The sequence below is a fragment of the Aliiroseovarius sp. S1123 genome, from assembly GCF_023015885.1.
In the GTDB taxonomy this organism is placed as follows: Bacteria; Pseudomonadota; Alphaproteobacteria; order Rhodobacterales; family Rhodobacteraceae; genus Aliiroseovarius.
This window is the reverse complement of record NZ_JALKBE010000010.1, coordinates 37,223-48,815: the sequence shown is the minus strand read 5'-3', so window position 1 is coordinate 48,815 and position 11,593 is coordinate 37,223. Positions and strand designations below refer to the sequence as shown.

The window sequence follows — 11,593 nt, the reverse complement described above, 5'->3', positions numbered from 1 at the left end:
AGCCGCTTTAAGGAACATGCGCCCATGAAGCGACTGACCCAATCCCCCACGGATCCCGAATTCATCCAGACCCCCTATGCCTTCTATGATCGCGCCCGCGCGGAAGGCGACCTGTTTTTCTGGAAAGATTACGACTTGCCCATGGCGGTCAGCTTTCGCGCCGTGAACGCGCTGCTGCGCGACCGTCGCTTCGGACGCGAGCCGGTCGAGCCGCGACAATTCCCCGACCATCTGGCCCCGTTCTACGCGGTCGAGGCCCATTCGATGCTGGAACTGGAAGCCCCCCGCCACACACGTCTGCGCAAGCTGGTCCTGCGCGCCTTCACCTCCCGCCGGATTGCAGCGCTAGGCCCCGAGATTGAAACCCTTACCCACGACTTAATTGACGCCTTCCCCGCAGGCGAATTCGACCTGTTGCCCACCTTTGCCACCCGTATCCCTGTGATCATCATCTGCCGCCTTCTGGGCGTCCCCGAGACCCGCGCCGATGACCTGCTGCGCTGGTCCAATGCCATGGTCTCGATGTATCAAGCCCGCCGCACCCGCGCGGTCGAGGACGAGGCGATTGCCGCCACCGAAGCCTTCGTCGCCTTCATGCGCGACTACGTGGACCAGCGGCGCGGAGACCCGCGCGACGATCTGATTACCGAGCTGATACAAGCCGAGGAAGAAGGTGAGAAACTATCCACCGACGAGCTAATTTCGACCTGTATCCTGCTTTTAAACGCGGGCCATGAAGCCACCGTACACGCCATGGCGATAGCTATAAAAACCCTTCTGGAACAAGGCACTCCCGTAACCGCGCTGTCCCCAGACGCCATTGACGCAACAATCGAGGAAACCCTCCGCTTCGACCCGCCGCTGCACATGTTCACCCGCCATGTCTATGAAGACACGACACTTTATGGGCAGGCTTTCAAGCGCGGAGACGAGATTGGACTGCTGCTGGGCGCGGCCAATCGCGACCCGGATATGTGGGACGATCCCAACACCTTTGATCCGACCCGTCGCACCCAACAGAACACCGCCTTCGGTGCCGGGGTGCATTTCTGCATTGGCGCACCTCTGGCCCGACTAGAGCTGAAACACGCCCTTCCAATCCTGTTCGACCGTTGCCCGAACCTGACCATCACTGCGCCGCCGAAATATGGAAATGTCTATCACTTCCACGGGCTGTCCGCCTTGATGGTAAAGACCTAACACCTTCCTCTTGCCGAAAATATCTTGGGGTAGCGTCAAATCGCAGATTTGGCGCAAGGGGCAAAGCCCCTGAGGCTCACGACGTGAGCCACCGAAAGCACTTCAGATCGGCAGTTCGGTCGAGAACTTGATCTCTTCCATCGACAACAGCGCGGTCACGTTGAAGATTTTCACTTCGGAAATCAGTGCCTGATAGAACTCGTCATAGGCGCGGGCGTTCTCGACGCGGACCTTCAGGATATAGTCGATCTCGCCCGCCAACCGGTGCGCTTCCATCACCTCGGGGCGCGCGCGAAGGGCGGACAAGAACTTCTCCTGCCAGTCGGCTTCGTGCTCGGACGTGCGGATCAGAACGAAGAAACAGGCTTCAAATCCAAGGCTTTCGGCATCCATCACCATCGTGTTCTGCCCGATCACCCCGTTTTCGCGCATTTTGCGAATCCGGTTCCAGACAGGGGTCTTTGACGACCCCACTTTCTTGGCAATCACATCCAAAGACTGCCCCGCATCGCGCTGAAGCTCGCGCAGGATTTTCCGATCGATCTCATCCAGCCGAACAGACATTCCGCTTTTTCCCCTCTTCTGGTCCAAGCGTTCCAACTGACGCGCAAACCGAAACAACATTCCTTATTTGCCGCGACACCTCGCGGAATAATGGGAAAATGTCCTATATAGAGCACGAACGCAACCGGAAAGGACATGCCATGCCCCGCCCTTTTAGCCCCAAAGTGGTAACCGCCAACGATCTGATCGAAGGTGACGTGATCTATATGGCCCGTAACGGGTCGTGGGTACGCGACATGTGTATGGCCTGGCTGATCGACGACGAGGCCGAGGCAAACGCCCAGCTGGCGCGTGCCACGGACGAACCCGGCATCGCCGTTGGACCCTATCTGGCGGATGCCGCCGCAGGTCCGACCGGCCCGATCCCCACCCATTTCCGCGAAGCGTTCCGTGCCACCGGCCCGTCGAACCGCTTCCATGGCAAACAGACACAGCAATCGGCACCGGAGGCCGTGGCCAATGTATGATTACAACCATTTCGACGAAAGCTTCGTGCGCAACCGCGTCGCTCAATTCCGCGAGCAAGTCGGCCGCCGCATCTCGGGCGCGCTGACCGAAGACGAGTTCAAACCGCTGCGCCTGATGAATGGCGTCTATCTGCAGCTGCACGCTTATATGCTGCGGGTCGCGATCCCCTATGGCTCGCTCAACCCCAATCAGATGCGCCAGCTGGCGATGATCGGCGAACGCTGGGACAAGGGCTATGGCCACTGGACCACGCGCCAGAACATTCAGTACAACTGGCCGCGCCTGTCGGACATCCCGGACATGCTGGACGCGCTGGCAGATGTGGGCATGCACGCCATCCAGACCTCGGGCAACACAATCCGCAACGTGACCGCTGATCACTTCGCCGGCGCTGCCGCGGACGAGGTGGAAGACCCGCGCCCCACTGCCGAGCTTCTGCGCCAGTGGTCCACCGACCACCCGGAATTCCAGTTCCTGCCGCGCAAGTTCAAACTGGCGGTGACCGGATCGAAGGCCGACCGTGCTGTCACCAAGGCGCACGACATCGGCATCCGCATCGTGAAGAACGCGGCCGGAGTGGTTGGTTACCAGATCCTCGTCGGTGGCGGCCTTGGCCGGACGCCGGTTGTGGGTCAGGTCCTGAAAGACTTCCTGCCGCGCGAAGATCTGCTGCCTTATGTCGAGGCCGTCGTCAGCGTCTACAACACGCTGGGCCGCCGCGATAACAAGTATAAGGCGCGCATCAAGATCACCACGATGGAGAACGGGATCGACAAGATCCACGATCTGGTCGAGGCACGTTTTGCGCAACTGCGCCCGCTCTTCTCGGGTGTGGATCAAGAGCATTTCGCCAGCATCGCTGCCGACTTCACAGCGCCGGAGTTCAAGACCGCCTCACTGGACGGCTACCACGCCGCACGCGACGCCGACCCGATCTTCCGGTCGTGGAGCGACACCAACGTGGATGACCACCGCGCGGACGGCTACGGGATCGTCACGATCTCGATGAAGGCGCATGGGGCCACGCCGGGCGACGCGAGCTCGGACCAGATGCGCGTGCTTGCCGATCTGGCAGAAGAGTTCGGCCACGGCGACATTCGCATCAGCCACGAGCAGAACGTGATCTTCCCGCATGTCCACCGTTCGGACCTGCCCGCGATCTTCGCAGCGCTGCGTGCGCATGGCATGGCCACTGCGAACGCTGGTCTGATCTCGGACATCATCGCCTGCCCCGGCATGGATTACTGCGCACTGGCCACAGCCCGCTCGATCCCGGTCGCGCAAGAGATTGCCGAGCGTTTCGACGAGTTGAAGATCGAGCACGATATCGGCCATCTACAGATCAAGATCTCGGGCTGCATCAACGCCTGTGGGCACCACCACCTGGGCCATATCGGCATTCTGGGTCTGGATCGTGCGGGCGTCGAAAACTATCAGATCACCTTGGGTGGTGACGCCGGCCCGGACACTGTGATTGGCAAACGGGCAGGTCCCGGCTTTGCCTATGACCAGATCGTACCGGCCATCGAACGCCTTGTGCACGCTTATCTTGAGCTGCGCGAGGACGAGGGCGAGACCTTCATCGACGCCTATCGCCGTCTGGGCGAAGCGCCGTTCAAGGCTGCCCTGTATCCGGAAGAGGATAAGACCAATGCCGCTTGAAATCCCCCTTCCCCCCGCGGAAGAACGCGCGGCCGGTCTGAACGATCGCTATAAGCACCATTCCGCGACCGCGGTCGTGGAACGGGCGCTGTCGGACAGCACCATCGGCTCGCTTGCTCTGGTCTCGAGCTTTGGCGCGGAAAGCGTCGTGCTGCTGCATCTGGTGGCCAAGGTCGACCGCACCGTTCCGGTGATCTTCCTGGACACGCAGATGCTGTTTCAGGAAACGCTCGACTATCAGGTCGAAGTGGCCGAAAAACTGGGCCTGACGGACGTGCGGGTTATTCACCCGGACGCGGAAGACCTGTTCGCCCGCGATCCGGACAACATCCTGCATCTGGCTGACACCGATGCCTGCTGCGAATTGCGCAAGGTCGAGCCGCTGGACCGTGCATTGAACGGATTTGACGGCTGGATCACCGGGCGCAAACGCTTTCAGGGCGGCAAGCGCGTGGATCTGGAGTTCTTCGAAGCTGAAGACGGTCTTCTTAAGGTCAATCCGTTGGCCCATTGGGCGGCCTCGGACGTGCAGGATTACCTGATCAACAACCGCCTGCCCAAGCACCCGCTGGTCGCACGCGGCTTCCCGTCGATCGGCTGTGCGCCGTGTACATCGGCCGTGAAACCCGGTGAAGATCCGCGCGCCGGACGCTGGCGCGGGGCCGAGAAGACGGAATGCGGCATTCACTTTGTCGACGGGAAAATGGTTCGCGTAGGAGCAGAAGCATGAGCGTGATTGTAACCGATAACGGCTTTGCCCGTGACGACTGGACCGAAGGGTTCGCAACCCCCGAAGAGCGCGCGGCCAATGACACGCGTGGGCTGCACATTGCCTCGGACACCGATCCGGCGGCTCTGGCCGATCTGATGGTGGGCGTGCCCGCCATCCGCATCGACTTCCCGTCTTTCGCGGATGGCCGCGGCTTCACGCTGGGCCGTCAGCTGCGCCTTCTGGGCTTTGAGGGTCGCCTGCGTGCCCATGGCCATGTGATCTCGGACCAATACGCGATGGCGCGCCGGTCGGGCTTTGACGAGGTCGAGATCTCGGACGAGCTGGCCCAGCGTCAGCCGGAAGGTGACTGGCAGTACCGGGCGGACTGGAAAGCCTATGACTATAGGTCGCGGATGACCGGCTAGACCGCCCTTCGCAACCCTCCTATACACACAGACAAGAAAGGGCGAGGCACCGTGCCTCGCTTTACGCTGATGAATGAAGTGACGCCCGTTATGGATGCTGAAACCAAAGTAAAACCGGTCCCGACCCTGCCCGACGCGCAGACGGTGACCGAAGTTGAACATTATACCGACCGCCTGTTCCGTTTCCGCTGCACGCGCCCTGCCAGCCTGCGCTTCCGCTCGGGCGAGTTTGTGATGATCGGCCTGATGGGCGACCCGGATCCGAAGACCGGTAAACAGAAGCCTCTTCTGCGCGCCTATTCGATTGCCTCGCCCAGCTGGGATGAAGAGCTGGAGTTCTACTCGATCAAAGTGCCGGACGGGCCGCTGACCTCGAAGCTGCAGCACTTGGAAGTGGGCGACGAGATCATCCTGCGCCCGAAACCCGTGGGCACACTGGTGCATGACGCGCTGATCCCGGGCAAACGCATTTGGTTCTTCGCCACTGGTACGGGCTTTGCCCCCTTCGCCTCGCTTCTGCGCGAACCGCAGACCTACGAAGATTATGACGAGGTCATCATCACCCACACCTGCCGCGAAGTGGGCGAGCTGACCTATGGTGCGAACCTGATCGAAAGCCTGAAAGAAGACGAGCTGCTGAACGAAGTGATCGGCGAAGGCTTCTGGAAGAAGATCAAGTATTACCCGACCACCACCCGCGAAGAGAGCCCCAAGATGGGCCGCATCACCGACCTGATGCGCTCGGGCGAGGCGTTTGCGGATCTGGGCGTTGAGCCTCTGAACCCCGACACCGACCGCGCGATGATCTGCGGCAATCTGGCCTTTAACCTGGAACTGAAAGAGATGTTCGAGGAATACGGGCTTGAGGAAGGCGCGAACTCTAAGCCTGCGCAATATGTGGTCGAGAAGGCGTTCCTGGACTGATCCACGCTGATCACCGCTGACACATTTTCCGCCCGCTGCACCCCGTGCCGCGGGCGGTTTTGTTCTTCGTATGTTCCTTTCAGCGACGTGATGCTATTCTGCCTCTATGCAGATTCTCGGCCCGCCTCACTTCCCACCTGCCAAGACCCGTACGCATGAAGTGTACGGCCCCGGCGCGCCGGTCTTCGCCTTCGCGCTGGCCGCGCGGCTGGGCGGGCCATGCCTGTGGGTGCGCGGCGGATGGGATGCAGCCCAGATCAACCCCAACGGCTTTGCCCCCTTCATCGACCCGGCTGATTTCGCTTTGTGCAACACCAAGGACCAGATGCAATCGCTGGCCGTCGCGGAAGAGGCGCTGCGCGACGGTGCTGTACCGCTTGTCGTGATGGCGCTGCACAAGCCCCTTGGCCTGACCGAGGGCCGTCGCCTGCAACTAGCCGCCCGCGATGGGAAGTCCACCGGCTTGGCGCTGATTTCCGAAGACATGGGCAGCAATGCGGCCGAGACACGCTGGCACTGCGCGCCAGTTTTTGATCCGGAATATGGCGGCGAAGACTCGACTCTGCATCGGTGGGAGCTTAAAAAGAACAAATCAGGAACATTGGGTGTTTGGTATGTTCGATGGGATCGGGCGTCGCGTCGTATCGTTGTGGTTCCCCCGGCTGGCAAGTGACCGGGTTCTGCGCCGCTGCCCGCTGGATGGCCCCTTTGCCCTGACCCAGAAAATCAGCAACACGGATCGGCTGTATTGCCTGAACCATCAGGCGCTGAAACAGGGGCTGCACGTGGGCATGCCCTATTCCGACGCGCGCGCCTTTTGCCCTGATCTGCAAACGACCCCAGTGGACCTGCCGCAGGACGAGCGCTTCCTACATCTGCTGCGCCGCTGGGCCACGCGCTATTGCCCGTGGGTCGGGCTTGAGGGGCGTGATGGGCTGGTGCTGGATGTCACCGGCGCGACCCATCTGTTCGGCGGCGAAGACCGGATGCTGGCCGACATGCGGATGCGCCTGATGCGCGCGGGGCTATCGGTGCAGATTGGGCTGGCGGACACGCGGGGGGCGTCTTGGGCTTTGGCGCACTTTGGCGAAGGCGTGGCCCCTGTGGGCGATCCCTTACCCGTGCTTCAAACGCTGCCCGTGGCGGCGCTGCGGCTGGGGGACAAGACCACCACCGCGTTGGAACGGCTGGGCCTGCGCAAGATCGGTGATCTGGCCAGCACCGCCCGCGCGCCCCTTGCGCGACGCTTTGGGACGGATGTGCTGATGCGGCTGGACCAAGCCCTTGGCCATCAGCCCGAGGACATCACCCCACTGGCCGACCCGCCCCATTTCGGGGTCCGCATGACCCTGCCCGAACCCATTGGCCTGATCGGGGACGTGATGGCGGGCGTCTCGCGCCTGCTGGATCAGCTTTGCGCCAAGCTGCAAACGCACGAGATGGGCGCGCGGGTGCTGACAGTCACGGTGCGCCGGGTGGATCAGGACAGTCAGGACGTGGAACTCCGGCTGGCCCGCGCCCTGCATGACCCCCAACGCATCCTGCCGCTCTTTGAACGTGGGTTGGCCGAGGTTGACGCGGGTTTTGGCATTGACCAGCTTCGCCTGCAGGCCACGCAAGTCGAGCCCCTGCGCGCCCAGCAGATCACCCATGCCTCGACCACGCAAAACGGCAGCGCGGGGCAGCTTGAGGATCTGGTCACCCGGATCGGCGCGCGCATTGGGCTTGAGAACATTCAACGCTTCCTGCCCGCCGACAGCCACATCCCCGAACGCAGTTTCCTGATCGCCCCCGTCGCCTATTCCGAGGTCCCGCGCGGCGGCACATGGGCCTGCTCGCAACCCCGCCCCCTGACGCTCTTCCCGCCCGAACCCATTTCCGCCCACGGCCCCCAGCCCCCCAAACGCTTTCGCTGGCGGCGCATGTCGCTGACCACAGGACGCGCCACGGGACCGGAACGCATCGCGCCGGAATGGTGGTTTCAGGACGAAAACTGGCGCGCGGGCCTGCGCGATTACTGGCGGGTCGAGACCACGCAAGGGCGGCGGCTTTGGCTGTTCCATACGCCGCAAAACCCCGGCTGGTTCGTACAGGGGGAATTCGCATGACCCCGCCGCCGCCCCATTTGCGTAGCTTGCACACACAGGGAAACGCCTATGCCGAGCTTTGCGTCACCACGAATTTCACCTTCCTAACGGGCGCCTCGCATCCTGAGGAATTGATCGTCCGCGCGGCCGAGCTTGGGCTGTCGGCCATCGCCATCACCGACCACAACTCGCTGGCCGGGGTGGTGCGCGCGTGGTCTGCCCTGAAGCAACTGCGGCAAGAGGCCGACGCGGCGGTGACGATCCAGTCTCAGCAACGGGTGGATGCGTCCTCGCGGCAGAAAACCGGTCCCGAGACGCCGATTGCCAAGCCGGATGCCCTCCAGCTGCCCAAGCTGATCGCCGGATGCCGCTTGATCTTGCAAGACAGCACGGTGGACTGGGTCGCCCTGCCCCGCGACCGCGCCGCCTATCAACGCCTGACGCGCCTGCTGACTTTGGGCAAGCGCCGGGCCGAGAAAGGGCAGTGCATCCTTTACACCAAGGACCTGCTGGAGGCGTGCAAGGGCATGATCCTGATCGCCCTACCCCAGAAAGGGATGCGGCAGGCCGTGTCCGAGATCCAGCAGATGCGCCGCTGTTTTCCCGATCACGTCTTTCTGGGGGCCGCGCCCCGCTATGACGGAAGCGATCAGGCCTATCTGACGGCCTGTGCCGATCTCGCGCACCGGGCCTCGGCCCCGATGGTGGCCGTGGGGGATGTACTGATGCATCACGCCAGCCGCCGACAGCTGGCGGATGTGCTGACCTGCATGCGCGAGCATATCACCATCGACCAGATCGGCACCCGCGCGCTTCCCAACGCCGAACGCCGCATCAAGCCCGCCCACGATATGATCCGCCTGTTTCGCAACCACCCCGGCGCGATCCGTCGCACGCTTGAGATTGCCGACCGGTGCAGCTTTGATCTGAGCGAACTGTCCTATGAATACCCGCATGAAGAGGACGAGGACGAGACCCCATTTACCCGGTTGGAACGGCTGGCGCAGGAAGGGCTGGCGCGGCGCTATCCTAACGGTGTGCCGGACCGCGCGCGCACGCTCATGGCCAAAGAGCTGGCCGTGGTGAAAGAGCTGGATTTCCCAGCCTATTTCCTGACCGTCCATGACATTGTGCAGTTCGCCAAATCGCAGGGCATCCTGTGTCAGGGGCGCGGGTCGGCAGCGAACTCGATCCTTTGCTACCTACTGGGCATCACCGATGTCAGCCCCGACATGATCTCGATGGTGTTTGAGCGTTTCATCTCGAAATACCGGGGCGAGCCGCCGGATATCGACGTGGATTTCGAACATGAGCGCCGTGAAGAGGTGATCCAGTGGATCTATCAGAAATACGGCCGCCATCGCGCCGGGCTCTGCGCCACGGTCATCCACTTCCGCAGCCGCGCCGCAATCCGCGAGGTCGGCAAGGTGATGGGCCTATCGCAGGACGTGACCGCCAGTCTATCCGGCCAAATCTGGGGAATGAGCAATGGTGGCGTCGATCCCGACCGTATCCGCGAGGTTGGCCTTGATCCCGAAGACCGCCGTCTGATGCAAACCATTCATCTGATCCGCGAGGTCATCGGCTTTCCCCGCCACCTGTCTCAGCATGTGGGCGGGTTTATCATCACCCGCGGGCGGCTGGACGAGCTGGCCCCGATCGAAAACGCCGCGATGGAGGACCGCACCGTCATCTGCTGGGATAAGGATGACATCGACGCGTTGGGCATCCTGAAGGTGGATATTCTGGGGCTGGGGATGCTCAGCTGCCTGCGCAAAAGCTTTGCCCTACTCAGTGAATTTGAAGGGCAGGATCTGGGCATCGCCACCGTCCCACAGGAAGACCAAACCACCTATGACATGCTCTGTGCCGCCGATGCGGTCGGGGTGTTTCAGGTCGAAAGCCGCGCCCAGATGAACTTCCTGCCCCGGATGAAGCCGCAGACCTTCTATGATCTGGTGATCGAGGTCGCCATCGTCCGCCCCGGCCCCATTCAGGGCGGCATGGTTCAACCTTTTATCAAGCGACGCCAAGGACTTGAACAACCCGAACCCTTCGGCCCCGAACTGGAAGAGGTGACACGCCGCACCCTTGGTGTACCGCTGTTTCAGGAACAGGCGATGCAGATCGCTGTCGTCGGCGCGGGCTTCACCGCGGAAGAGGCCGACCACCTGCGCCGCTCGCTGGCCTCGTTCCGGCGGATGGGCACCATCGGTCAGTACCGCGACAAGTTCATCACCGGGATGCTGAAAAACGGCTACAGCACAGACGTCGCAGAACGCTGTTTTGGCCAGATCGAAGGCTTTGCCGATTACGGCTTCCCCGAAAGCCACGCAGCCGCCTTTGCGATGCTCGCCTATGTCTCGGCTTGGATGAAATGCCACCACCCGGCGGTCTTTGCCTGCGCACTATTGAACTCGCAACCCATGGGGTTCTATGCGCCTGCGCAAATCGTGCGGGATGCGCGCGAACATGGGGTGGAAACGCGGCCCATCTGCGTGAACCACTCGGACTGGGACAATCGGCTGGAACGCCGTCCCGACGGCACGCTGGCGCTGCGGCTGGGGTTCCGCCAGATCAAAGGCTTTCGCGAGGAAGACGCGGGTTGGGTCGTAGCGGCACGCGGCAACGGATACCCGGACCCGCAGGCGCTGTGGCTGCGCGCAGGCCTAATCCCCGCCGCGCTGGAACGGCTGGCCGAGGCCGACGCCTTCGCCGATATGGGCCTGACCCGGCGCGACGCGCTGTGGCAGGTCAAAGCGATCCAAAGCCCCAAGCCCCTGCCCCTGTTCAATGACCCGATTGACGGCGAAAGCATCAATGAACCACAGGTCACACTGCCCGCGATGCATCTGGGCGAAGAGGTCGTCGAAGATTATGTCGCCACCCGCCTGACCCTGCGCGCCCACCCGATGGAGCTTTTGCGCCCCAAGATCCCCGGCCTGACCCGCCATGACACCCTGCAACAGGTGCCGCTGGGCCGCCATGCGGTCTGCGGCCTTGTTATCACCCGTCAGCGTCCCGGCACCGCGTCCGGGGTGATTTTCCTGACGCTGGAGGACGAAACCGGCGTCAGCAACGTGGTGGTCTGGCCCAAGGTCTATGAACGCCACCGCCGCATCGTCATGGGGGCGCGGCTATTGCAGGTCACGGGCTATCTGCAACGCGAAGGCATCGTCGTGCACCTGATCGCACAAGAGATCACCGACCTGTCCTATAAGCTCTACGAGTTGGGCCACCCGATGCCCGAAGCCCTAACGACCGAGGGCGCGCGCACCGACGACACGCCGAAACAGTCCCGCTATCCCTCGCGTGCCATGCACCCGCGCGATCAGGCCAAACGCCTGTTCCCCAGCCGGGATTTTCACTAGGCCCGCCGGGCCTCATCGCCACACAGAACACGCTCGCCAAAAAAAAGAGATCCAAATAGAGTGCGCGCGCGTAAGCGTGTTATGGTACAGGAAATCATAGAACTCACGACATCAAGCGCGCCGGCGACTGGCGCGCGTTTTAACGAGGCAAAATCTGTGCCGCCAGAATGTATCGGTTAT

10 protein-coding genes are annotated in these 11,593 nt (G+C 62.3%); 9 read left to right on the top strand and 1 reads right to left on the bottom strand.

The window, feature by feature from the left end; all coding sequences use genetic code 11:
• The first annotated feature begins 24 nt into the window (after positions 1-24).
• Complete coding sequence (locus MWU53_RS15090; RefSeq protein ID WP_247094480.1) at positions 25-1,200, top strand: cytochrome P450; 1,176 nt, start codon at positions 25-27, stop codon at positions 1,198-1,200.
• A 102-nt stretch (positions 1,201-1,302) separates the two neighbouring features.
• Here the strand turns inward: MWU53_RS15090 and MWU53_RS15085 are convergent, their stop codons facing one another.
• Positions 1,303-1,764, bottom strand: coding sequence for an Lrp/AsnC family transcriptional regulator (locus MWU53_RS15085; RefSeq protein WP_247094479.1), 462 nt, complete (start codon positions 1,762-1,764; stop codon positions 1,303-1,305).
• 140 nt (positions 1,765-1,904) lie between these two features.
• On the opposite strand from MWU53_RS15085, the gene MWU53_RS15080 reads away from it, so the two are divergent.
• The 8 genes from MWU53_RS15080 (at position 1,905) to MWU53_RS15045 (ending at position 11,413) form a co-directional block, all read left to right on the top strand.
• Positions 1,905-2,231, top strand: a complete 327-nt coding sequence (locus MWU53_RS15080) for a DUF2849 domain-containing protein (RefSeq protein WP_247094478.1) — start codon at positions 1,905-1,907, stop codon at positions 2,229-2,231.
• The gene (locus MWU53_RS15075) at positions 2,224-3,894 is read left to right on the top strand and encodes a nitrite/sulfite reductase (RefSeq protein ID WP_247094477.1); all 1,671 of its coding nucleotides are present in this window, start codon (positions 2,224-2,226) and stop codon (positions 3,892-3,894) included. Before MWU53_RS15080 ends, MWU53_RS15075 begins: the two co-directional genes overlap by 8 nt.
• Positions 3,884-4,624: a phosphoadenylyl-sulfate reductase gene (locus MWU53_RS15070; protein WP_247094476.1), complete on the top strand. Its 741-nt coding sequence runs from the start codon at positions 3,884-3,886 to the stop codon at positions 4,622-4,624. The genes MWU53_RS15075 and MWU53_RS15070 overlap by 11 nt, the downstream gene beginning before the upstream one ends.
• Entirely contained in the window at positions 4,621-5,031 is a 411-nt protein-coding gene (locus MWU53_RS15065; protein ID WP_247094475.1) for a DUF934 domain-containing protein, read from the top strand. Before MWU53_RS15070 ends, MWU53_RS15065 begins: the two co-directional genes overlap by 4 nt.
• A gap of 69 nt (positions 5,032-5,100) precedes the next feature.
• Positions 5,101-5,955 (top strand): ferredoxin--NADP reductase, encoded by an 855-nt coding sequence (locus MWU53_RS15060; protein ID WP_247094548.1) that lies wholly within the window; start codon positions 5,101-5,103, stop codon positions 5,953-5,955.
• 106 nt (positions 5,956-6,061) lie between these two features.
• Positions 6,062-6,628, top strand: coding sequence for a hypothetical protein (locus tag MWU53_RS15055; RefSeq protein ID WP_247094474.1), 567 nt, complete (start codon positions 6,062-6,064; stop codon positions 6,626-6,628).
• Complete coding sequence (locus MWU53_RS15050) at positions 6,570-8,063, top strand: DNA polymerase Y family protein (RefSeq protein ID WP_247094473.1); 1,494 nt, start codon at positions 6,570-6,572, stop codon at positions 8,061-8,063. Before MWU53_RS15055 ends, MWU53_RS15050 begins: the two co-directional genes overlap by 59 nt.
• A complete protein-coding gene (locus tag MWU53_RS15045) occupies positions 8,060-11,413 on the top strand; it encodes an error-prone DNA polymerase (RefSeq protein WP_247094472.1) in 3,354 nt (1,117 codons plus the stop codon). Before MWU53_RS15050 ends, MWU53_RS15045 begins: the two co-directional genes overlap by 4 nt.
• The last annotated feature ends 180 nt before the right edge of the window (positions 11,414-11,593 follow it).